A 22,020-nucleotide genomic window follows, 5' to 3' on the forward strand; every position below is an offset into this window, starting at 1 on the left:
ATGATCGATTTGCGCAGCGATACCGTTACCCGTCCGACTCCGCCGATGCTCGCGGCGATGTCGGCGGCCGAAGTCGGCGACGACGTCTGGGGCGACGACCCCACCGTCCTGCGTCTGCAGGCCACGCTGGCCGAGCGCACCGGCAAGGAAGCGGGGCTGTTCTTCCCGAGCGGCACGCAAAGCAACCTCGCCGCGTTGATGGCGCACTGCGCGCGCGGCGACGAATACATCGTCGGCCAGCTCGCGCACACCTACAAATACGAGGGCGGCGGCGCGGCCGTGCTCGGCAGCATCCAGCCCCAACCGCTCGAAAACGCCGCCGACGGCTCGATCCCGCTCGACAAGATCGCCGCCGCGATCAAGCCGATCGACGATCACTTCGCGCGCACGCGGTTGCTCGCGCTGGAAAACACGATCGGCGGCAAGGTGCTGCCGGCGCAGTACGTCGCCGATGCGACGCGGCTCGCGCGCGAGCGCGGCCTCGCGACCCACCTCGACGGCGCGCGCGTGTTCAACGCGGCGGTCGCGGCGGGCAAGCCGGTCGCGGCGCTGGCCGAGCCGTTCGATTCGGTGTCGATCTGTTTTTCGAAGGGACTGGGCGCGCCGGTCGGCTCGGTGCTGGTCGGCAGCCGCGCGCTGATCGACGTCGCGCATCGCTGGCGCAAGGTGCTCGGCGGCGGCATGCGCCAGGCTGGCGTGCTCGCGGCGGCGTGCCTGTACGCGCTCGATCACAACGTCGAGCGGCTCGCCGACGACCACGCGAACGCCGCGCATCTGGCGGCGGGGCTGGAGACGATCGAGCAGGTGAAGGTGCAGTCGGTCGCGACGAACATGGTGTTCGCGCAGTTTCCGCAGCAGCATTGCGCGCCGCTCGAGGCGTGGCTCAAGGAGCGCGGCATCCTCACGCAGATGCTGTATGCGTCGCGCTTCGTCACGCACATGGATGTGTCGCGCGACGATATCGACACGTTCGTTGCCGCGGTGAAGGCGTATTTCGCGGCACGTTGATCGCGCCGCATGGGTCGCAAGCGAGGCGGCTCGCGCGGTTGCCGCCTCGTCTTCCCGCACTGGCTCCAACTCGCGCGCGCTCGTTCGAGACGCGCTTCATTCAGGCTTCATCCCCGCCTCACGCGCCGTCCGGTGCATATCTCACTTGACCGCCGCCTTCGCCTGCACGCCCGCGCGATGCGACGGCGCGAGCAGCCGCAAGCCGCTCGCCAGGCTCGCCGCGCCGGCGAAGAACGCGCCGAGGCCGAGCGCGAGCGTCGGCCCATGCTGGCGGCCGGCAATGCCGAAGCACAGCGCGACCAGCGCCGCGCCGGTCGCCTGTCCGAGCAGCCGCGCGGTCGCCACGATGCCGCTCGCGCCGCCGCTGCGCTCCGGCGGCGCGCTCGCCATCAGCGCCTTCAGGTTCGGCGACTGGAAAAAGCCGAAACCCGCGCCGCAGATCGCCATACGGATGCCGATGTCGAGCACGCGCGGATGGGCGGGCAGCATCGCCAGCGAGGCCATCCCCGCCGACAGCACCGCGAGCCCGATCGCGCCGAGCAGCCCCGGCGGGTAGCGGTCCGACAGGCCGCCCGCGAGCGGCGCGGCGAGCGCGACCACGACGGGCCACGGCGTCATCAGGAAGCCGGTTTCGACCTGGCTGCGCAGCAGCACGTCCTCGAAATAGAACGGCAGCGACACGAACGCGAGGCCCTGCGCGGCGAACGAGCACACGGCCGTCACCGCCGACAGCGCGAACACCGGCCGCTTGAACAGATCGACAGGCAGCATGGGCGCGGGGTGGCCCGCCTCGCGGCGGATCAGCAGCAGCCCGAACACGCCGGCGAGCGCCGCGGCGCTGAGCACGATCTGCAGCGACGCGCGTTGCGCCGCCTCGCCGAGCGCGAAGATCAGCGCGGCGAACGTGACCACGTTGAGCAGCGCCGCCACCGGATCGAGCGGGTGCCGGCTCTGCGCGGTATGCGGCAGCGCCGGCATCGCGAAACTCAGCGCGAGTACACCGAGCGGCACGTTGACCGCGAACAGCCACGGCCACGTCGCGACCGACAGAATCAACGACGCCACCGTCGGCCCGACCGCGAACGACACGCCGACGATCAGCGCATTGGTGCCAAGCCCGCGACCGAGCCGATGCGGCGGGTACAGATAGCGGATCAGCGCGGTGTTGACGCTCATGATCGCGCTGGCGCCCAAGCCCTGCACGATGCGCGCGGCGGCGAGCAGCGGCAGCGTCGGCGCCATCGCGCAGCCGAGCGAGCTGAGCGTGAACAGCGCGATGCCGCCGATGTAGATGCGCCGATGTCCGACGATATCGCCGAGCGCGGCGAGCGGCAGCAGCGTCGCGACCATCGCGAGCTGATATGCGTTGATGATCCAGACCGAGGCGGCCGGCGCCGCGTGCAGGTCGCCGGCGATCGCGGGCAGCGCGGTGTTGGCGATCGCGGTATCGAGCGTGGCGAGCGCGACGGCGAGCATGATCGCGGCCATCGCGCGGCGGTTGGCGGCCGACATCGGGCCGTCGGCGGGGAGAGTCGGCGTGGGGACGCCGACGGCGGGGCTGAGCTTATCGGACAAGGCGTGGCTCGCGGGGTTGGGCATGCCGCTGTCGGTCGCTTCCGGAGAGGCGACGCGCTCGGGCGGCGGTTTCGTCGTGGGTGAGGCGCGCGCGGTCGGTCCACGGCGGATCGGCGTGGCGGCTTGTGCGGCGCAACGTCGCGATTGTTGCAGAGACGGCACGATCGTGCAGGGAGGCGGGCAGGGACCGGAAGGCGGCTTGAAGACGAGGCGCTTTGATCTCAATGAAACGCAACTAACCGCCAATCCCGCCCGCCATCTCCAAATCGGTACACGCCCCGTGTCAAATCCAACACGCATACGACAGAACCGCCCGGCAGAACGGGCCGCCCAATTCGATCACAAAATCAGGCTATTCGGAGCTTCATCCGCTCGTCACGCATCGGAAAAATAATCGATGCGCGGCTCGCAGATGCTTCGGGCGTATGCCTTCCCAACCCCGCTTTCGTCACCCGACTCACGCGCGCCGATGCCCACCCCGAGTGCCGCTGCCACGCGGTTTTGCACCGCGCCCGGGCGCCCGCCGCGGCTCGGTCGCGCGGCAGCGGGCGAGCTCGCCGGGCACGCCGTATGCATTACCGTCCGCACGCGCGCCAGTGTGCGCGATCCCTAAAATGTCCTACTCTATTTTTTTAAACCGCTCCGACAGGCACGCGCCTCCCGTCCGTCTCTCGTGCGGTTCGCGTTTGCCATGTCGACCTTCCCGGAGGCTTCGATGACAGCCGTCGATCTGGAATTCGACCAGCTCAACAGTACCGTCGACGCGCTACGGCGCTCAATTTCGAATCGCATGATGTACGGCGTCGGCAAGGACGCCGTCACCGCTCACCCGCACGACTGGCTGCACGCGGCCGCGCTGGCCGTGCGCGACCGGCTCGTCGCACGCTGGATGAAGACCACGCGCCTGCAATACGAGCAGGACGTGAAGCGGGTCTACTACCTGTCGATGGAGTTTCTGATCGGAAGGACCTTTACCAACGCGCTACTCGCGCTCGGCATTCACGATCAGATGAAGGAGGCGCTCGCGAGCCTCGGCGTCGACATGGACGCGCTGATCGATCTCGAACCCGACGCAGCGCTCGGCAACGGCGGCCTCGGCCGGCTCGCGGCGTGCTTTCTCGACTCGATGGCGACGCTCGGCATTCCGGGCTTCGGCTATGGCATCCGTTACCAGTACGGCATGTTCCGTCAGGAAATCGTCAACGGCGAGCAGGTCGAGGCGCCCGACTATTGGCTGCGCGCCGGCAACCCATGGGAATTTCCGCGACCCGAAATCAAGTACATGGTGCACTTCGGCGGCCGCACCGTGCAGCGCGGCGACAAGACCGAATGGATCGACACCGAGCATGTGAACGCGACCGCCTACGACACCGTGATCCCCGGCTACGCGACCGACGCGACCAACACGCTGCGCCTGTGGTCCGCGCGCGCGACCGAGGAACTCGACCTCGGCGCATTCAATCGTGGCGACTACCGCAACGCGGTCGACACCAAGAACATGTCGGAGAACGTGTCGCGGCTGCTCTATCCGGACGATTCGACGCCGGCGGGCCGCGAGTTGCGGCTGCGCCAGGAGTACTTCTTCGTGTCGGCGACGATGCAGGATCTGATCCGCCGCTATCAGCGCACGCACAGCACGTTCGGACGCTTCTCGGAGAAGGTCGCGGTGCATCTGAACGACACGCACCCGGTGCTCGCGATTCCCGAGCTGATGCGCCTGCTCGTCGACGAGCATCATGTGCCGTGGGACAAGGCGTGGAAACACTTGACGCAGATCTTCTCGTACACGAATCACACGCTGATGCCCGAGGCGCTCGAGACATGGGATGTCGAAATGTTGTCACGCCTGCTGCCGCGGCATCTCGAGATCATCTTCGAAATCAACGCACAGTTTCTGAAGCACGTCAGCGAGCACTCGGGCCACGACGCCGAGATGATCCGCCGCATTTCGCTCGTCGATGAATATGGGCAGCGGCGCGTGCGCATGGCGTATCTGGCGATCGTCGCGAGTCACAAGGTGAACGGCGTGTCGAAGCTGCATTCGCAGCTGATGACGCGCGACATCTTCGCCGACTTCGCGCGCATCTATCCGGACCGCTTCACCAACGTGACCAACGGCATCACGCCGCGCCGCTGGCTCGCGCAGGCGAGTCCGTCGCTGTCGTCGCTGATCGACGCGCGCATCGGCACACACTGGCGCAGCAATCTGTTCGAGCTCGAGCAGCTGCGTAATCTGCGCAAGGACGACGAGTTCGTCGAAGCGTTCCGCGAGGCCAAACGACAGAGCAAGCTGCGGCTCGTGCACCGGCTCGCGCATCACACGAAGCTGCACTTCGATCCGGACGCGCTGTTCGATCTGCAGGTCAAGCGCATTCACGAATACAAGCGCCAGTTGCTGAACTTGCTGCACGTGATCGTACGCTACAACGAGATTCGCGCGAATCCGGAGCGCGACTGGGTGCCGCGCGTCGTGCTGTTCGCGGGCAAAGCCGCGTCCGCGTACCGGATGGCCAAGACGATCATCAAGCTGATCGGCGACGTCAGCGAGAAGGTCAATCATGATCCGCTGATCGGCGACAGGCTGAAGGTCGTGTTCGTGCCGAACTACGGCGTCAGCGTGGCCGAGCTGATCATTCCGGCGGCCGATCTGTCGGAGCAGATCTCGATGGCCGGCACCGAGGCGTCGGGCACCGGCAACATGAAGCTCGCGCTCAATGGCGCATTGACGATCGGCACGATGGACGGCGCGAACATCGAGATCTGCGACGCGGTGGGGCGCGAGAACATCTTCATCTTCGGTCACTCCGCCGACGAGGTGGACGACCTGCGCGCAAGCGGCTATCGGCCGCGGCGGATTTACGAGGAAAACGAAGCACTGCGCACCGCGCTCGATCAGATTCGCACGGGCTACTTTTCGCCGGACGATCCGCTGCGCTTCTCGGATATCTTTCACACGCTGGTCGACTGGGGCGATCACTATATGGTGCTCGCCGATTTCGACGCGTTCGCGAAGGCGCAGAACGAAGTGGATGCGCGTTTCGTCGACAAGCACGCGTGGGCCGAAAGCGCGATCGAGAACGTCGCGGGGATGGGGCAGTTCTCGTCGGATCGAACGATCGGCGAGTATGCGCGCAATATCTGGCGCGTGAGTCCGCTCAGTCTCGACTGAGCACGAGATGACGGCAACGTAGTCGTTGCTTGCGGTTGCTTGCGGGCAAGCAGATCGAAAGCCGTGCGAGGCTGGTGCTGATCCGTCGCGCACGGCTTCGTCATGTTCGATCGTCGCCCCGCGTCAAGCCTTCGGCGCGGCAGCCGCGGCCTTCGCCCGATGCACTGCCTCGCCGACGCGTTCGACGAACTCGCGATCCGTACTCATCAGCGCTTCGCGCTCGCCGTCGGCCGTCTTGACCATCAGCCGATGCGTGATGTCCTGGGTCACCCAGGTAAGCCAACCGACCACGATCAGCATCACCCCGCATACGAGTCCCGACGCCGAGTGCAGCACGCCCCCGACGATTGCGCCGAGCAGCCCGGCCACCGAGATCACGAGCGGCACGACCTTGTTCTTCTGCACGGTCACGACCTGCACGTCGACGATATCGCGCAGCGGGAAGACCTGACCTGCGGATGAGAGGGCGTTGCGCGTGACCGACACGCCGCGATCGTTGAAAGGGCTTTCCATCGTTTCAATGCGAGGGTGGTGAAGCGCGCAGCGTAGCAGACTTCCTTCAAATTCCTAAAGTTACGGACTTTTCTATCCTCTCTCAGGCCCGTGTTGCAAGGGAGAGCGATTCCAATGACTAAAAAAACAGTTGAGGGATTTTGACTAAAATATGGCGGCGCGAGTCAAAGAGTGGTTGCGGCAGCCTCGTGGGTCCGGCCGATGCCGCCTACTTCGAATCGCTGCGCGCCCGAGTGCGTACTTCGCGCAAATGACGGCCAAGCCCGTCATCCCAACGCGACTGGCCAAGCAAGACGTAGAAGACGAGCTGACCCACCACCTCGTAGACGAAGGCTCGGAACAGGCAGCGCTCGCGTTCATTGCGGAGATCGAGCAAGCATACGCGCATCTCGCTAACCGCTCCAACATCGGATCTCCCCGTTACGGGTATGAGCTGGACATACCGGGCCTGCGGGCGTGGCCGCTTGCTCGCTACCCGCATCTGATCTTCTACATTGAGCGCAAGGATCACGTTGAGATATGGCGCGTGCTCAACGGAAAGCGGGATATCCCGGCGTGGCTCGCTGAGCGATGACAGCGAGTTCCATTGACGTCATTTGCACGGCACAGATCCCGCGAGCAGCCACTCGGCATTGACCTGGACACAATCGTCGCCTTCACGATCCCTTCATTTCAAGGTGCCTTGGGCGGGCCGCTTACACAGGCTGTTGAAAAGCGCCCCTTCATAAATACCGAAGAGGTGTTCGGGACGTTTGCGCAGGCGAAGGGTATTCCGGACCGTCGTCTTACTCCCCGCGATGCGGCGGACCTGCTGGCCGATGCGGCGCAAAGCGTTCAGGACAGACTTGCGACTCCTGGCACGACCACGACGAAGCACTAACTGGCTCTGTCAGCAATCCAATGAAGGCGGCTTGATGCCGCCTTTTTCAATTGCACGGCGAGAAGCAGACGTTTATTCGTTTTGCATATTGTGTCTGCATATGTTGTCACGCGCGTCCATCAGATAAATCATGTGCCTCCCGACCCGACCCGACCCGACCCGACCCGACCCGACCCGACCCGACCCGACCAGAACGAAACGCGCGAGGAGATGCTGGCCATGATTGAGCGCATCGCCGAACTTCCGGAGGTGCGCGCTCGCGGCGACGCCACGCTTCTCTCTACCACGCTGCGCTATCACGAGCAGCAGGGCTGACCGTTTCCCGCGCGCGATCGACTCGCATGCGTCGTTCGCCATTAGGTGTTGCTGCACCCGTTTATCACGCATTTCCATCTCGAAAAAGCAAAGGATTCCGATTTAACGATCATTCACAAAATCGTTGGCAATTTCGCACAGGGTGAGTGGAGTGATTGACGGGCAGCGGGTACCGCCCTAGATTTTTTCGGTTGACGGTTGCTGACGCAACAGCTGTGCCTCGTTTCTTTAACCATACAGGGATGTGTGGATGAATGCTGTCACGAAAAACTTTACCGCCGCGCTCAGCCATCCGAGCGCGCGCCTGACCCAGCACCTCAGGATCTGGATCGGCTCCCAGCCCCATGACCTCGACGTGCTCGATTTCAAGGCCAGCGGTGGCTTCTGCAAGGACTACCGCGTCGACGTCACGGTTACGTCGCCACGGCTGGAGATCGACGGCAAGCAGTATGTGGGCCGTCGCGCGGGCCTGCAGATCGACGAGCAGGCGGCGGTGCCCTCGGTGAGCTACGTGCAGCCCGTCAGTCACGACGCCGCCACCTTCAACGGCGTGGTGACGAGCTGGAAGCGCATCCGCACGAGCCGCGACGAGTCCGCGTACCGGCTGCTCATCGAGCCGCGCTTTGTGGCCCTCTGCAAACGCATCATCAAAAGCGACACATTTAAAGATGTGACTTTGCAGGAGCTGATCACCCAGGCGCTGGTCGACCGCAAGAATTTCGATGCCTTCGATGTCGAATTCCAGATCGAAGGGTTGCAGGAGAAGATGGAGCAGGTGGTGATGCTGGAGGAGTCGCTCTGGAGTTTCATCGCCCGCCATTGCCGCCGCCTCGGCGTTTTCTGGTTCTACAAGCAGGGACGCGGCAAGGATGGCAAGCTCGACACCATCGTGTTCGCCAACAATCCGCGCGCCTATATCCGCTCGGTCGACGTGCCGCTGCTGGATGCCTCGGGCCTGCATGCGAGCTGGCACGAAGCGGCCCAGGCCGTGCATGAGCAGCGCGCGCTGGTGCCGGCCACCATCGAACTGTGGGAGCGCAACTACTGCACGCCGGACGATCCCCTTCGCGCCACGGCGAATGTCTCCATCGAGACGGATGACCGCTCGTCGTTCGGGCAGATCAGTCGCAGCGTCGAAGGCCATCTGACGCCAGCGCAGGGCGAAGCATTCGCGCAGACGCGGCGCGACGGGCAGATCGCGCGTCAGGCGACGCTGGCGGGCAGGACCGACGCCAAGGGCATCGCGGCGGGCGTGGTAATGAAGCTCACCAATGCGAAGATGCCGAGCGCCGAATACGGCTTCGTGATCACTTCGTTCAAGATGAAGGGCAGCCGCACCAAGCCGGCCTATACGCGCTTCAAGGCGATGCCGGCGAACCTGACCTACCGGCCCAGGTTTGACTTTGAGCGGGACTGGCGTTTTCTGCCTGGTCCCGCTGTGGGCGTGGTCACGACGAGCGACTCCGCCCCCTACGGCGACATGGACGACCACGGGCGTTATAGCGTGCTGCCGAAGTTCCTGCAGGGCACGGGCAACACCGACAACAAGCTGCTGAAGCTGCGCCTGCTGCGTCCGTCATCGTCCTACCAGGGCGGCTTCCACTCGCCCCTGCTGCCGGGAACCGAGGTCCTGCTCGACGCCGAAAATCGCGACGTGGACCGCATCTACATAGCGGGGGCCATGCACGACTACGCCCACCCGGACGTGGTGCGCGGAGACCAGTCGCTGTTTAGCTATGCCATCTGGCGTTCCCCGCTGCTCGGTGCGGAGGTGGTGTTCAACGATCTGCAAGGAAAGGAGAGTGCGCGCCTCGCGACCGTGTACAGCCAGACGGCCTTCAACCAGGGCTACCTGCTCAACAGCAAGAAGCTCGCTCGCGGAGAGGGGTTTGAGGCTACCACTAAATCGTGGGGCACGGCACGCGCGGCGAAGGGCCTGTTCCTCTCGGCGGACGCGGCAGCCGGGCCGGATACCCCGCACCTGGACATGCCCGCCGCTGTCGCGCAGCTCAAGGCGGCCCTGCAGCGCGTGACGGATCTGGCAACGGCGACCACGCAGGCCGGTGCTGATCCGGCCGACCGCGCCACGCAGTCGGCGCTGCTCGACGGGCTGAACCAGCTTCGCGACGCAGGGCTGCTCGCGAGCGCCCCCGGCGGCATGGCGTTCGTGACGCCGAAATCAATGCAGCACTCGGCGGGGCAGAACGCGATTGTCACGGCAGGCCAGGACATGGACGTGAGCGTCGTTAGGCGCCTGCGCATGGCGGCGGGGGATCTGATTTCGCTGTGTGCACACAAGCTCGGGATGAAATTTATCGCGGCGAAGGGGAAGGTCCTGATGGCAGCGCTCACGGACGGCATGGATCTTTTCGCGCAGAAGCAGTTGCGTGTCGCCAGCGAAAGTGCGGATGTGCAGGTGTCGGCGAAGTCGAAGATCACGCTCAACTGCGGAGGGGCCTCGGTTGTCATGGAGGGCGGCAACATCACGTTCCACTGCCCCGGCGCATACACCATCAAGGCCGCCTCGTTTACGTTTGTCGGCCCCGACAACGTGCCGACCCAGTTACCGTCCCTGCCGAAAAGCAGCCTGAAGATTTCCGACCCGTATTCGTCATCCCACTGAAGCCATGATCATCAGCCCTCCCTTCCTTCCCGCGTCGGGCCTGACGGCCAGCGACGCGTCGAAACCGGACCCCATGATGGACCTCGTCGACCCGTTCGAGATCGGCCATCACGGGGTCTGGCCGGTCACCTTCGACCGGCGTTCTCATTGCGGCATCCATCTGAACCCGGGTGAGCAGACGGAACCTGTCCGCGCGATCGCCGATGGGGAAGTGGTCGCGTACCGGGTCTGCAAGAACGGCATTTCGGACGGCACCACCAATTCGACGACCGGGCAACCGGAGCTGAATTCGAATGCCGGTTTCGTCCTGCTCCGGCACAAGACCGACACGGGCGACGGACGCACGATCACGTATTACTCGCTCTACATGCACCTGCTGGACATGATCAACCAGGAGCACATCGTCCCCCAGCCTAACGATCCGCCAGAGACCGGCTCGGCGAATGCGCTGCCCCGATGGCTACTCGATACGGCAGGGGGCAAGGATGGGGTGGTCCAGGCGGGCGGCACGAAGAAGGTGTATCGCAAGGACATGCTTGGCTATGTCGGCCAGCATCAGGGCGTGGCACATCTGCACTTCGAAGTCTTCATGGCGGACGGCGATTTCACGACCTGGTTCGACAAGGTACAGATCGGCGTGAAAAAGCCAACCCAGCCGACCACGGGCGACTATTGGGGGCACAGCTATTTCATCATTTCCGGCCCGCAGGAGTTCTATCCCCAGCCGGCGGGCATGGATGAGAAGTGGTTTCCCAAGGTGCAGGGCGGCTCGCTTGGCGCAGGCGACACGCTCTATGTCGAGGCGTGGTTCAACAAGGGGCAGCGCTTTACGCGGGCGTGGATCGATAACGGCGATAGTGGCAACGTGACGCTGCTCACGCCGGACCCGGTCGCAGACCCCTATGACAGCGGCACCGACAGCCGCCACAATCCAAAGCGCTATGAATATGATCTGTATGAGCGTGCAATGGCGCTCTATCCGACGTGCCCGAGCGATGGCTACGAAATGCTTCGGTTTGGACGCATTCTCTCGGACCATCCGACGCTGACGGGGACGGCTTGTGCCACCTGGATCGCAGTGCCGTTCGACGGGAACGGCACGCTGGGCTATGTCAACATCGCGCCGGACGCGATCAAGAAGTTGTCTGACGCGGATTTCCCGTTCTTTACGGGGTGGCAAAAGGTCGATGGCGACAACACGCCGTTCAACGATGCGGGGCGATGTGATTACGCCACGCTTTGCGGGCTGACCGGCATTCAGGATTCACTGCCGTCGGCGCAACCGCTCGAAGCCGACCCAAACAACAACAATGAGGTCAACCTTCAGCTTGCCGGCTACGTGCAGAACACGGACGGCGTGGATGAAAAGCTCCGTGGGATGGTGTTCAAGGCGCGCAGCGAGTGGGATCCGTCCAACAACGACGAACGCTACAAGGACCTGAACGATCCGTACGGCTTCTTTGGCAAGCAGAAGGATACCAACCCCGATGGGTACGCCAAGTTCACCGATTTCCTGAGCAAGTTCCAGTTTCTGGACAAGACGCCGCTCGTCGGGCAGAAACTCTGGTTTTTTCATCCGTTGGCGCTTATCCGGCATTTCAGGAAGTGTGGGTGGCTCTCGGCAGACGAGTTTAGACAATTCCTTCCAAAAGAAGTACTTCGGGAGGGGACACATCACGCTGTTTACTATGAGACAGTGAGCCATACGCAGAGCCGGAGGTATTTTGCAGAGACCAGCCTTATACCGCTTAACTATGCATTAAGAAAATATAATTTGAGCACACCGTCCCGAGCGTCAACTTTTTTTGGGAACTCAGCGGAGGAAACGGGATGGTTTGGTTCCCTCTATGAAAATAATGCCGGTGAGTGGTATCACCCTTGGGATGGTCGGGGCTTTCTTCAACTTACTGGCCCGGAAAACTACATGCACTATTGGGACTTTAGGGGGCGAAAGAGCCAAATATCCGATGCGACGCGAGTTAGACTAAAAGAGAGCTATCGTAACGCGAGTAACAGCCGATCTAACGCTGCACATTATCTGTCTGATTCCGTTAGCGGTGTAACGGCGCAAATGATTGCGTGGCGAGCGCAAGTTTCTGCGAACTCGATGCCTCCTTCGGATGAAGATGTAATCGCGCCATCAGATAGCGCGGGATTCTATTGGATTTTTTCTGGCATGGGTGTTTACGCCGACAAGCAAATTGCCCTCGAACGGCGAGGGGTTGCGGCGACACGCCCACCCGTCCACCACCAACAGAATTCGAGTAATCCGCCAGTTAGCAAAGTTTACTATCATTGTGCCTCATTTAGAGATGCATCGGCGGCGGTCAATCTCCCGGCGGCAGTTGGGCATCCAGAGAGGCCATTCAATGGGTATATCGCGAGATGCGTAGGCTACGCTCAAGCGCTAGCCGTCTTGGGGGATATGTTTTTCCCAGATGCGCAAGGTGCAATGACATTGGGATTTCCAGAAGGGCGCGAGCCGAGGAGAAGTTGATGGTCAAATCTAGTGCTGCTTTGAGGGCTGTCTTCGGGATATGTATCTATTTCTCGCTGGGATTTTCGGCGCATGCCGGTCAAGAAATAGTTTATGTCGATATGGGGGGCGGGTGTCATATCGGCATTGAAGATATTTATGAAGGGCATTTCTCAAGCAAGATGCCACTGAAAGCGGGATATTGGACAGACACTCCACCACACAAAACTGATATGGAAAATTTTGGTGTCCCGTTTGAGTGCCAAATTTTGGATGGTTCCACGGTTGATCAAGTTTCCATGCGATTTGGCGCAGTTCCCGATAAAACGGCAGACGAGGGTTGGTCAGTCTATTACGAGTCTGATGAGGATCGCGATAATTTGCACAGTTTGACTAAAGTCTATGCATTGAAGGCGGTAAATGCGAGCGGATTTTATATGGTGCAGGATGATAACGATGGTGATGAAGCTACACGCCAACGTTATTTCTCGTATTGCCTTTTCCACGATCATTCGGCGGTTTGCGGTTCCCGATCTGTTACGCGCCTACAAAACCCGCGGGGTAGTATCTTGCCCGAAATTGTTAATATTTTGAAATCTGTAAGATTTGTCGACAATTGATAATATAGCGAGGTGATGTATGACGGCCAAGGTAATCGCAAAAACACTTATTTCAATCGTATTTCAGACATTTTTTCTGGCAGCATGGTCGAATGTGCTGGCAGACGAGGCTTCTCCTATGCTTGCCGATCTTGGTATTAATGAGGCATACAACGATTGCAGATTATTTGTATTTGACAATAAAAATGATGGGGTACTCTTTTCTAGTGTGAGTCACTTTTCTAACTTGTCAGAAACCTATGGGAATCACGATGTACACGATCAATGCATAGTAGGGCTAAGGTCTAAAGTGTTAATGCCTATGTCGTCAACCGACGCCCATCAGGATGGAGAATTTGTGAATATCATGATTGTGCGCGGAGCTTATCTTTCTCCGAGTTATCTTTGCGAAGGAAAGCCCGACTATGACGAATGCTTAGAAAAGGCTGTACTTAATTACAACGGATTTTACGAGGGATATCAAGGTCGCTGGAAAAGGAGGGTCTATAATTTGGGTGATGCTGGAGGCGAGTTGGAGAAGTCCATGTCGGAAACCATTAATGGAACCATACAAAATTCTGATGGAATTACAGTTGTCAGCGAATGGAAGCGTCCGTATCATTTTCCGGATCAAACGGGAAGTGATTTGATAATTCTTGACGTAATAAGACGCACCCCCTTCGGATACGTCTTCGCCGGCGGAAAATATGGTATTGCTATTCCGGTTGACAAAACGGAAGAATCGCAAATAAAAGCCACCGAACTTATCAATCGAGTGATTGATGTTGTTCAAAGTGTTCGCATGAAAAATGGTGGTTGATGCTGTCTAATAAAATTACTGCATTCGCAATGCAAGCGGCATTTTTATTTGATCTTAAAGCGCTAGAAAAATGGAACAGAATGTGTTGGTGACGCGATGACATTTCCCATCCGCAAAGGCGACACACTCGAACACGGCGGGGAAGTGACGGGCGGCTCGCCATGGATGAACTTCATGGGCAGGCCGCTTGCCCGCAAGGGCGACGAGGCGATCTGCGCGCAGCACGGTCCGACTGTCATCGACGAAGGCTACGCGAAGTTCCCCGACCGCGACGGCAAGGAGGTTGCCTTCCATCATTACCGCTGCGCGTGCGGTTGCCGCCTGATCTCGTCGCTGCAGAACGTCAACATCGCGTAATGCCGGTCGATCTTTCTCCCGCCGGACGCCCCAGCGCGTATCCGCCCAGGATGCGTTTCTGGCCATGGGCGGCGACGTGGTTCGTGTGCAACGTGTTCGGCCCCGTGATCGTGCTGCTTGTGTGGCCGAAGGGCGAGTCTGCAAACGGCCTCAAGTTCTGGAGCTGGGTGGTGGGGGCGCCGAACGGGTTGTTCCTGGTCCTGCTTGGGTTTGCCCGCGCGGGCTACGAGGCGTTGTGGTATCGCGCGTACTGGCGCAATCATCATCGTGATCGCTGGCTGGCGGAGAAAATCCGGTTCGCGCAGCGCCCGCTGCACGTACTCGAGGCAGGCTACTGCCTGCCGCTCGCGCGCAGATCCCTGGCCGAAGTTCTCGCTGGCAAGCAGTCGCTCCTGAAGATGCAGAGCGCACGCCATGGTTCGGGGAAGGTCCTGTGCAACCGCTTCGAGGATCATGATCCGCTGCTGGCCGGGCTGCCCATAGCGGGTGAAGAGGAAAGCGAGGGCGGCGCAGGCGTACTGACGAAGCCCGCTCCCGCTGTCCACATGATCCGTGCTGCGCTTGAGCCGCTGGCCGGAAGTATCCAGGCACTAACCCGATACGAAAAGGCGTACTGGCCGCAGGTGCGCGTGCTGGCCGGGCCGGAGATTGCGGGCCTGCGCGTGGCTCAGGTCCGCGACGCGTTGCGGCTGGCGGCGCTGCCGCCGCTCGAGGTACAGATTGTCCCGGCATCTGACGGGCTGCTGGTGGCCGATGCCTGGCTCGATGCGCGCGAGTGCCGTCCGCTTCTCGCCGTCGCGGCAGCGTGGTACGACGATGCCATCGACGAAGGCTGTGCCGAAGGATGCGCTGCAGTGCTCTTCGGCCCCGGCTACTTCAGGCTCCCCCCGGAGGTCAGCCCGAAAGCGGCGCTGCACCGGCCCGTCCAGGGGATCGACGGTGAGGCGGAGTACGGCTTCGCGAATGCCGCGATCTGGGGCAAGGTCAAAGCCGCAGCAGTGACGCGCGCATGGATCACGCGCCCGGTTGAGCACGGCGACCGGGCTCTGGCTGCTGCCGGTTTTCAGGCCGCTTCGAAGGATGCCGCGCAGTGCCGCCTGGATCGTATTGTTGGCGACGCCGGCGCAGCCAACGGCCTGCTGGCAATCGTCGCTGCCATCGAATCCGGTGCCGCAGGCGGACCGCAACTGATTGTCGATGGTTTGCAGTCGGCCATCCTCCATGTCTTACCCGCAGATCAAGAAAACGCATCCACGCATGACGATACCCAAAAATAACCTTCAGTACACGGAGCCTGATGCCGCCGCCAGCAAACCGGCTCCGAGCCGCGCAGCGATCTGGGGCATGCCCCTCGCAGCGCTCGTCCTCGCCATCGCCGCACTCCTGCTGGTCTGGTTCGGGAGTGACCGCCTTGGCATCGCGGATGGCGCGCCTCGCACGCGGCTATTGATTGGCATCCCGATCGTGCTGGTCATCATCGTGATCGCCCATCTGTTCGCGGTATCGACAGGCGCATACGGCGGGGCCGCCAGACTGTTCCGCTCTGAAACCGGCGATCACGCAAAGACAGCAAAACCGCTCAAGCGCGATGCGCGACTGCAGCGCGTGTACGAGGAACTGCGCGTCTCGCACGGCTGGTTCTGGCGGCACCGCCTGCGCTGGCTGCTGGTGAACGGTACGGATGAACGCGTCGATCAGGTCGCGCCCGGTCTCAGGCAGGCGGGCGTCATGCATGTGGACGAAACCATCCTCGTGCATGTGTCGCCGGACGGGATCGAGGCGGCGAAGTGGCTGGGCCAGATCCGGCAGTTGCGCCGCCGCTACCCGGTTGATGGCGTCGTTCATGTCGCCCGCGCGGACGATACGGATACCGAACTGCCCCGTGCACTTTCGGGCATCGCCACTGCGCTCGGCTGGGCCGCGCCCGTCACGTTCCTGCACCCGGTCGAGGCGAAGGGTAGCCCGTCGGAACGCTTCGACGCGGTCGGCACCTTCATGCCGAACGATTCGCGCAGGCAGGCACAGGAAGCCGCCGCCAGGTTGCCGGAACTGCTGAACGAGGTCGAGCAGCGGTCTGCGGACGCGGGCGTACACCTTTGCACCCGCAACAACCTTCGGATGACCTGGTTGATGGAGATCTCGAAGTACGTCGGCGACCATGGCGAGCGCATCGTCGATGGCCTTCAGGGACTGGCTGCATCGAACTGGCTGCGCGCGCCGCTTGCGGGCGTCATGTTCGCGCCGGTTTTTCCGGGGCCCACCGTCGTACCGGTACCGGTTACCAACGGCGACGGGACGCCCGGCGAGCCCGCCGACGCGCCGCCGGCAGTAACCGTCCTGCGCGTGCAGCCCGCCGCGTTGCTGCCGGTGTGGCGCGAGATCGCGGCGGGGGCGCCCAACTACCGGGGCCGGCGCGTCGGCTTCTACTGGCCCAACGCGCTCGCCACGCTCGTCACGGCTGCGGCGATCCTGTGGTGCGTATGGATGACGGTGTCCTTCATCGGCAACCGGCAGTTGATGCGTGAGGCCAGTCAGACAGCGCAGGCCGCTGTCGATGCAAAACCGCAAACCGCCGAGGCCTGGCGCGCCCAGCTCGCGCTCCAGCAACTGATGGAAAAGCTTGAGTACCGTCGGCAGCATGGCGCGCCCTGGTATCTACGCGCGGGCGTTTCTTCGAACGACGCCCTTCTCGCTGCGATGTGGCCGCCATACCGTATCGCGGCGACCCGCAATCTGCAGGCGCCGGTCGTGCAAACCATCACCGACCTGCTGAAGGCTGCGGGCGAAGCGCGGGCCGACGCGCTGCAGTCGCAGGAGGCGCGCGGCAGCACCTACAACGCGCTCAAAACGTACCTGATGCTTGGAGACCCCGCCCGCGCCGACGCCGCATTTCTGCGCCGCTCGCTTGTCGCGTTGTGGCGCCGCCCGGTCGACATGCCGGAAGGTGAGCGCGACGATACCGGCCGCCGGCTCGCCGCGTTTTACGCCGATCACCTGCAGGCGCACCCCGAATGGCGCATCACACCCGACCAGAGCCTCGTGAGCACGACCCGCAACATGCTGGTGACGCAGATGGGCCTCGCATCGGCCGACGACACGGTGTACCAGAGCATCCTCGACGAGGTCAAAGGCAAGTACGCTGACGCATCACTCCAGACGTTGCTCAACGGCGCGGACGCGCAGGGCCTTTTCGGCACATCACAGACGGTGCCTGGCATCTACACGCGTGCCGCGTGGGACGGCATGATCGCGGACGCGATCGACCGGACCGCGCGCGAGCGACGCGTCAGCGGCGACTGGGTGCTGACCGGCGCGCAGCCATCGCAGACCATCGGTAACACCCTCGCACAGGGTACGATCCGCACCAGCGCCGCCATCGACGAGAAGCGGGCGGCCGAAGAACTGAAGCAGCGACTGACAGCGCGCTACTTCGCGGAGTACACCGCCGCCTGGCAGACCATGCTCAACAGCCTCCAGTGGCAGCCAGCGAAGAACCTGAACGGTTCGATCGACCAGCTCACCCGTCTCGCCGATGCGCAGACCTCACCGCTGATCGCGCTGATGAAGTCGGTGCAGTATCAGGCGCAGGCGGGACGACCCTCACAGGCGCTGACCGACACGCTGGTGCGCAAGGCGCAAAGCCTGATTGGCAACAACGACGACGCGAATGGCCCGACCGTCAATCCGCTGGACAAATCATTCGGCCCGCTGCTTGCATTGATGGGAGAGAGCGGCGTTGCAGCGACGGACAGCGGAAACGGCAAGGCCGGTGCATCGACGAACGTCGCGCTGAGTGGCGTCAGCCTGTCGCGCTATCTGACGGCGGTCACCACGATGCGACTGAAGCTTCAGCAGATCGCAGGCAGTCCCGACGCGCAGGCGATGGCGCGCTCGCTCGCGCAGGCGGTCTTCCAGGGCAAGCTCTCGGAGCTGTCTCAGGCGCGTGACGATGCGGCGCTGACAGCCGCAAGTCTCGGCTCCGCATGGGCAGGCTTTGGCAATGCGGTGTTCGCACAGCCGCTCGAAGCGGCGTGGCAGACCATTCTGCAACCCGCCGCGGCGAGCCTGGACGAAGCATGGCGCGCAAGCGTGGCTGCACCATTCAACGCGGCGATGAACGGCCGCTATCCGTTCTTTGACACGCAGGCCGATGCATCCTTCGCCGAACTCGGCCGCTTCGTGCGTCCCGACACCGGCCTGGTCGCCCGTTTCATCTCGACGCAACTCGCGGGCGTACTCAAGCTCGAGGGCGATCACTGGACACCGAACGAACTGGCACCACAGGCACTCCAGTTCGATCCGAAGTTCCTTGCCGGCCTGCGCCAGCTCTCGACGGTCGGCGCGCAACTCTACATAAAGGGCGATGCCAACGAGCGCTTCGAGATGATGGCGTTGCCGACGCCGGACGTGACGCGCTCGGAACTGTCGGTGGACGGCAAGCAGATCGTCTACTTTAACCAGCAGGAAAGCTGGACGCCGCTCGCCTGGCCCGGCGACGGCCTGAACGGGCACGCGGGTCTGACGTGGCAGACGCTCAACGCGGGCCTGAGGCAGGCGTTCGATTCGACGGGCGACTGGGCATTCCTGCGCCTGCTCGCAAAAGCCGATGTGAAGCAGCTCGACAGTACCCGCTACCAGCTCACGTGGAACGACGCAAATGGCGACCCGTTGCGCTACGTGCTGCGAACCCAGGTTGGAGCCGGTCCGCTCGAACTGCTGAAGCTGCGCGGCTTCCAGATGCCCGAAAGGATTTTTGTTGTCGGCAAGGCTGGTGCCGTACCGATGCTTCCTCCCCTGCCACCTGAATTGCAACCATGACCGCACCCTGGAAGAAAAACCCGACTGAGCACGAGAATCCGTTCCTCAGGTACTACGACGAAGAGATGCGCTACCTGCGCGAGGCAGGCCGCGAGTTTGCGCAGGCGCAGCCTGACGCCGCGCGTCGCATGGGGATGCTCTACGGCGAACCTGAGGGGGCTGTGCGCGCGGTGAACGAAGCCTTTGCATTTCTCTCGGCGCGGCTACGCATGAAGCTCGACGACGGCATGCCGGAAGTGACCGAAGGGATGCTCGACAACCTTTACGAGCATATGGCGCGGGCGATCCCGTCGCTGTCGATCATCGAATGCTCGCCGCTGAACCGAACGGGCGCAACTGCGGTGCCGATTCCCGCCGGAGCCGTCGTACGCTCAACGCCCGTCGGTCCCGATAAGGTGCAGTGCGTGTACCGGACGACGCAGCCCGTCGAGCTGTTACCGCTCTCGGTAGAGGACGCGGTCGTTGCCGTACGTGCCGACGGGCGTACGGTGATCCGCCTGACGTTTGGTCTCTGGCTCGGGGAGCAGCGCGAGCGCATGGACCTGTCGCGTATCCGCCTGTACCTGCATGGCGACCGGCCCGCTGCGGCTACGCTATACGCGGCGCTGACGCGGCAGGTTGCGTCAATCGGGCTGCGTCTGCCGTCAGTACGGGACGGCGCCTTGCAGCCGCTGGACGGGGTGCATGTCGAGGCGGCAGGCTTCGGCCCGTCGACGCGGCTATGGCCAGTCACAGACGCGAAGCGCGACGGGCAACTGGACCGCGAGCAGACGATGCTGGAGTATTTTGTGTTCCCGCAAAAGTTTCACTTCGTCGACCTGTGCGGGTTCGATGCTGCGGCGCTGCCGGCGGGTGAAGCGCAGATGACCTTCGAGATTGAACTCGATGCCCGGATGCCTGGCGACTATCCCGTCAGCCGCGAGAATTTCCGCCTGTTCTGCACGCCTGTCATCAACCTGTTTGAGGTCGATGCGTTGCCGTTGGAACCTGTCGGCTGGCACGACAGGGAGCACTGCATCCGCGTACAGCCTGGCATCGCCTCTCATGTCGAGCCGTACGATGTACTCGCGGTGATCGCCGCCGAGCCGGAGGACAGCGCACGGCACGACTACCGGGCGTTCACGAGTTTCCGGCATCGTGGCTGGGCGTTGCGTCACGAAAAGCCTGAGCGCTACTTCCATACGTCGACTCGTTTCGGTCCGCTTGGGCGGGAACTCTGGGTGACGCTGGCGGGGCAGCTATGGGCCGGAACGTACCGGCACGCAGAGAACGACGAGGACCGTCCCGATCCGGACCGCTACCTGACGGTACGCGCGCTCGCCAATAACGGGCGTCTCCCACGCATGGCGCTGGCCGAGGCGACGATCACTGAAACCGTATCGGACTTCACCGGGATTGCATCGGTGCGCAACCTCACGGCACCGTCCATGCCGCTCTATCCGCCGCGCTATTACCGGGGCTACGACTGGCGCGTATTGGGGCACTTTACGGCGGGTGGCGCGAACGAACTGAACCGGATCCATATGGAGGGCGCACCGGCGCTGCGTGAGACGCTGGAACTCTACGACTGGACGCCAGACGACGGGGTCTCGCGTCGTATCGACGCGATCAGGGACGTACGTTTCTCCGAGAAGCAGAAGGTGGAGCGGGCATACGTACAACGTATTGCGTGCGCATATGTCGAACTCGATCCGACCGCGTTCGACGGGCCGGGCGATGCTGCGCTATTCGGCGAAGTGCTCAATCACTTTCTGGGGCGCTACGCGAGCCTTCATGTTTCCATGCAACTGGTACTGAGCATCGGTGGCAAGGAGACCGTCTATCCTCGCATCGACTTCGAGGGAGCACCTTTGTGATGAGTGTCCGGATTTTGCGGGGTGCGCTCGGCGTGGGCCTCGCGCTGGCCGTCTCGGCGTGCGGGACCTGGCAGTCGGTGAAGGACGGCACCGTGGATGTCACACGCGCGGTGTTCGAGACGAAAGTCAAACAGATGAACCTCGTGGTGACGGCACGCGGCGCACTGAACGAGGATGTGCGTGGCGCGTCGCTTCCGGTTGTGCTGCGCATCTACCAGTTGAAGGACGACAAGCCTTTCGTAACAGCGACCTACGCGCAACTGCTCGCGGGCAACGAGGCGCTGAAGGCCGCGACGCTCTGGAGCCGGGACGTGACGCTGGGGCCGGGGCAGACGCTGAAGATCTCGGAGCCGATCGGCGACGCAGCGAACTACGTAGGCGTGGCGGCGTTCTTCCTCGATACGGCCAACACCGAATGGTCCGTGCTCGTGCCGAAATCACAGTGGAAGAAGACCGATCCAGTGAGGCTGCTGGCAGTGGACCGCACACTGCAAATTGACGCGGAGCATCGATGAGGCTTCTGTACAGCTGGATGGTGGCCATTACCGCTATCTCGCGCCGGGTGCTAACAGCGTGACCTACGTCGAATACAACGGCAAGGTCTATGTTGGTGACTTGCTTCAGTCCGGCGATATCCATGACGTGCGGCCTGCCGCGTACAACCGCATTGCCGCCGATTTCATCTCCCAGGAGCCGCAGCGGATCGGACTATCGCAGTAGCCCGCCTGAGGGTATTGCTGGAAGCTGAAACGCAATGGGTCGCAACGCGCAATCGCCTCCGGTTCGTCGCCCTGTCATGCCCGGAACGGCAGCGCCTCTCCCCCGGCGCTGCGTTCTTTTACGCCCGCGTCTGAGCAATCCCCAGCGGGCGCGTCACAGATGAGGCCGGCCTTGAAGGCCTCGGACAGGGCAGGCGATGCCGTCCGTGGCTCAGGAACCGTATCATCGCGTCGCGGCTGGCGGCTAAACCGTTCATGGAGGTCTCCTGCCCTGGCGCGCGGTACCCGGCCT

At 62.6% G+C, this 22,020-nt stretch carries 16 protein-coding genes; 14 read left to right on the forward strand and 2 right to left on the reverse strand.

The features are described 5' to 3' along the window. Positions 1 to 1,008: a low-specificity L-threonine aldolase gene (ltaE, locus tag HDG34_RS12940; protein WP_184060545.1), complete on the forward strand. Its 1,008-nt coding sequence runs from the start codon at positions 1 to 3 to the stop codon at positions 1,006 to 1,008. A gap of 141 nt (positions 1,009 to 1,149) precedes the next feature. Here the strand turns inward: ltaE and HDG34_RS12945 are convergent, their stop codons facing one another. Further along, complete coding sequence (locus HDG34_RS12945) at positions 1,150 to 2,520, reverse strand: MFS transporter (protein WP_184060774.1); 1,371 nt, start codon at positions 2,518 to 2,520, stop codon at positions 1,150 to 1,152. Between the two features lie 778 nt (positions 2,521 to 3,298). On the opposite strand from HDG34_RS12945, the gene HDG34_RS12950 reads away from it, so the two are divergent. Further along, positions 3,299 to 5,752 (forward strand): glycogen/starch/alpha-glucan phosphorylase, encoded by a 2,454-nt coding sequence (locus tag HDG34_RS12950; RefSeq protein ID WP_184060547.1) that lies wholly within the window; start codon positions 3,299 to 3,301, stop codon positions 5,750 to 5,752. A 123-nt stretch (positions 5,753 to 5,875) separates the two neighbouring features. Here the strand turns inward: HDG34_RS12950 and HDG34_RS12955 are convergent, their stop codons facing one another. Next, positions 5,876 to 6,265, reverse strand: coding sequence for a DUF6232 family protein (locus HDG34_RS12955; protein ID WP_184053618.1), 390 nt, complete (start codon positions 6,263 to 6,265; stop codon positions 5,876 to 5,878). Positions 6,266 to 6,515: 250 nt separating this feature from the next. Here HDG34_RS12955 and HDG34_RS12960 point away from each other — a divergent pair, with 250 nt between their 5' ends. The 12 genes from HDG34_RS12960 to HDG34_RS13015 all read left to right on the forward strand — a co-directional run bounded on the left by HDG34_RS12960 (position 6,516) and on the right by HDG34_RS13015 (position 21,729). Then, positions 6,516 to 6,839: a type II toxin-antitoxin system RelE/ParE family toxin gene (locus tag HDG34_RS12960; protein ID WP_184060549.1), complete on the forward strand. Its 324-nt coding sequence runs from the start codon at positions 6,516 to 6,518 to the stop codon at positions 6,837 to 6,839. A gap of 12 nt (positions 6,840 to 6,851) precedes the next feature. After that, the gene (locus HDG34_RS12965; RefSeq protein WP_184060551.1) at positions 6,852 to 7,145 is read left to right on the forward strand and encodes a hypothetical protein; all 294 of its coding nucleotides are present in this window, start codon (positions 6,852 to 6,854) and stop codon (positions 7,143 to 7,145) included. A 565-nt stretch (positions 7,146 to 7,710) separates the two neighbouring features. Continuing rightward, on the forward strand, positions 7,711 to 10,083 hold the full coding sequence (locus HDG34_RS12970) for a type VI secretion system tip protein VgrG (protein ID WP_184060553.1): 2,373 nt from the start codon (positions 7,711 to 7,713) through the stop codon (positions 10,081 to 10,083). A gap of 4 nt (positions 10,084 to 10,087) precedes the next feature. Next, positions 10,088 to 12,580: a M23 family metallopeptidase gene (locus tag HDG34_RS12975; RefSeq protein WP_260321143.1), complete on the forward strand. Its 2,493-nt coding sequence runs from the start codon at positions 10,088 to 10,090 to the stop codon at positions 12,578 to 12,580. Next, entirely contained in the window at positions 12,580 to 13,179 is a 600-nt protein-coding gene (locus tag HDG34_RS12980; RefSeq protein ID WP_184060555.1) for a hypothetical protein, read from the forward strand. The genes HDG34_RS12975 and HDG34_RS12980 overlap by 1 nt, the downstream gene beginning before the upstream one ends. A gap of 19 nt (positions 13,180 to 13,198) precedes the next feature. Further along, positions 13,199 to 13,978, forward strand: coding sequence for a hypothetical protein (locus HDG34_RS12985; protein WP_184060557.1), 780 nt, complete (start codon positions 13,199 to 13,201; stop codon positions 13,976 to 13,978). 96 nt (positions 13,979 to 14,074) lie between these two features. Then, positions 14,075 to 14,335, forward strand: coding sequence for a PAAR domain-containing protein (locus tag HDG34_RS12990; protein WP_184060559.1), 261 nt, complete (start codon positions 14,075 to 14,077; stop codon positions 14,333 to 14,335). Further along, complete coding sequence (locus HDG34_RS12995; RefSeq protein ID WP_184060561.1) at positions 14,335 to 15,612, forward strand: hypothetical protein; 1,278 nt, start codon at positions 14,335 to 14,337, stop codon at positions 15,610 to 15,612. Before HDG34_RS12990 ends, HDG34_RS12995 begins: the two co-directional genes overlap by 1 nt. Then, on the forward strand, positions 15,593 to 19,153 hold the full coding sequence (locus HDG34_RS13000; protein ID WP_184060563.1) for an ImcF-related family protein: 3,561 nt from the start codon (positions 15,593 to 15,595) through the stop codon (positions 19,151 to 19,153). Before HDG34_RS12995 ends, HDG34_RS13000 begins: the two co-directional genes overlap by 20 nt. Further along, positions 19,150 to 21,009: a type VI secretion system baseplate subunit TssF gene (gene tssF, locus HDG34_RS13005; protein WP_184060565.1), complete on the forward strand. Its 1,860-nt coding sequence runs from the start codon at positions 19,150 to 19,152 to the stop codon at positions 21,007 to 21,009. The genes HDG34_RS13000 and tssF overlap by 4 nt, the downstream gene beginning before the upstream one ends. Further along, complete coding sequence (tssJ, locus tag HDG34_RS13010) at positions 21,009 to 21,524, forward strand: type VI secretion system lipoprotein TssJ (protein ID WP_184060567.1); 516 nt, start codon at positions 21,009 to 21,011, stop codon at positions 21,522 to 21,524. The genes tssF and tssJ overlap by 1 nt, the downstream gene beginning before the upstream one ends. A 58-nt stretch (positions 21,525 to 21,582) precedes the next feature. Further along, positions 21,583 to 21,729: a hypothetical protein gene (locus HDG34_RS13015; protein ID WP_184060570.1), complete on the forward strand. Its 147-nt coding sequence runs from the start codon at positions 21,583 to 21,585 to the stop codon at positions 21,727 to 21,729. Positions 21,730 to 22,020: the final 291 nt, after the last annotated feature.

Source organism: Paraburkholderia sp. HC6.4b (assembly GCF_014200875.1).
GTDB classification, from domain to species: Bacteria; Pseudomonadota; Gammaproteobacteria; order Burkholderiales; family Burkholderiaceae; genus Paraburkholderia; species Paraburkholderia tuberum.

Excerpts from the sequence above, each read along its gene's own strand:
- ltaE (WP_184060545.1), top strand. The coding sequence starts at position 1 with ATGATCGATTTGCGCAGCGATACCGTTACCCGTCCGACTCCGCCGATG.
- HDG34_RS12945 (WP_184060774.1), bottom strand. The coding sequence starts at position 2,520 with ATGTCGGCCGCCAACCGCCGCGCGATGGCCGCGATCATGCTCGCCGTC.
- HDG34_RS12950 (WP_184060547.1), top strand. The coding sequence starts at position 3,299 with ATGACAGCCGTCGATCTGGAATTCGACCAGCTCAACAGTACCGTCGAC.
- HDG34_RS12955 (WP_184053618.1), bottom strand. The coding sequence starts at position 6,265 with ATGGAAAGCCCTTTCAACGATCGCGGCGTGTCGGTCACGCGCAACGCC.
- HDG34_RS12960 (WP_184060549.1), top strand. The coding sequence starts at position 6,516 with ATGACGGCCAAGCCCGTCATCCCAACGCGACTGGCCAAGCAAGACGTA.
- HDG34_RS12970 (WP_184060553.1), top strand. The coding sequence starts at position 7,711 with ATGAATGCTGTCACGAAAAACTTTACCGCCGCGCTCAGCCATCCGAGC.
- HDG34_RS12975 (WP_260321143.1), top strand. The coding sequence starts at position 10,088 with ATGATCATCAGCCCTCCCTTCCTTCCCGCGTCGGGCCTGACGGCCAGC.
- HDG34_RS12980 (WP_184060555.1), top strand. The coding sequence starts at position 12,580 with ATGGTCAAATCTAGTGCTGCTTTGAGGGCTGTCTTCGGGATATGTATC.
- HDG34_RS12985 (WP_184060557.1), top strand. The coding sequence starts at position 13,199 with ATGACGGCCAAGGTAATCGCAAAAACACTTATTTCAATCGTATTTCAG.
- HDG34_RS12990 (WP_184060559.1), top strand. The coding sequence starts at position 14,075 with ATGACATTTCCCATCCGCAAAGGCGACACACTCGAACACGGCGGGGAA.
- HDG34_RS12995 (WP_184060561.1), top strand. The coding sequence starts at position 14,335 with ATGCCGGTCGATCTTTCTCCCGCCGGACGCCCCAGCGCGTATCCGCCC.
- HDG34_RS13000 (WP_184060563.1), top strand. The coding sequence starts at position 15,593 with ATGACGATACCCAAAAATAACCTTCAGTACACGGAGCCTGATGCCGCC.
- tssF (WP_184060565.1), top strand. The coding sequence starts at position 19,150 with ATGACCGCACCCTGGAAGAAAAACCCGACTGAGCACGAGAATCCGTTC.
- tssJ (WP_184060567.1), top strand. The coding sequence starts at position 21,009 with ATGAGTGTCCGGATTTTGCGGGGTGCGCTCGGCGTGGGCCTCGCGCTG.